Source organism: Enterobacter sp. UNJFSC 003 (assembly GCF_036903355.1).
Classification (GTDB): domain Bacteria; phylum Pseudomonadota; class Gammaproteobacteria; order Enterobacterales; family Enterobacteriaceae; genus Enterobacter.
This window is the reverse complement of record NZ_JBAKHK010000093.1, coordinates 1-306: the sequence shown is the minus strand read 5'-3', so window position 1 is coordinate 306 and position 306 is coordinate 1. Positions and strand designations below refer to the sequence as shown.

Below are 306 nucleotides of genomic sequence, written 5' to 3'. Positions count from 1 at the left end.
AGGTAAACGTTTTTGCCTGCCGAATTCGCGCGTGATGATTCACCAACCATTGGGCGGCTACCAGGGCCAGGCGACCGATATCGAAATTCATGCCCGTGAAATTCTGAAAGTTAAAGGGCGCATGAATGAACTTATGGCGCTTCATACGGGTCAATCATTAGAACAGATTGAACGTGATACCGAGCGCGATCGCTTCCTTTCCGCCCCTGAAGCGGTGGAATACGGTCTGGTCGATTCGATTCTGACCCATCGTAATTGATGCCAGAGGCGCAACTGTGCCGCTATACTTATCCAGGGCGGCACAAC

General features: G+C 51.6%; 1 protein-coding gene. It reads left to right on the top strand.

The window, feature by feature from the left end; all coding sequences use genetic code 11:
* Nucleotides 1-259 (top strand): ATP-dependent Clp protease proteolytic subunit (locus tag V5P19_RS23245; RefSeq protein ID WP_200850802.1); only part of this gene is annotated, 259 nt, incomplete at its 5' end.
* Nucleotides 260-306: the final 47 nt, after the last annotated feature.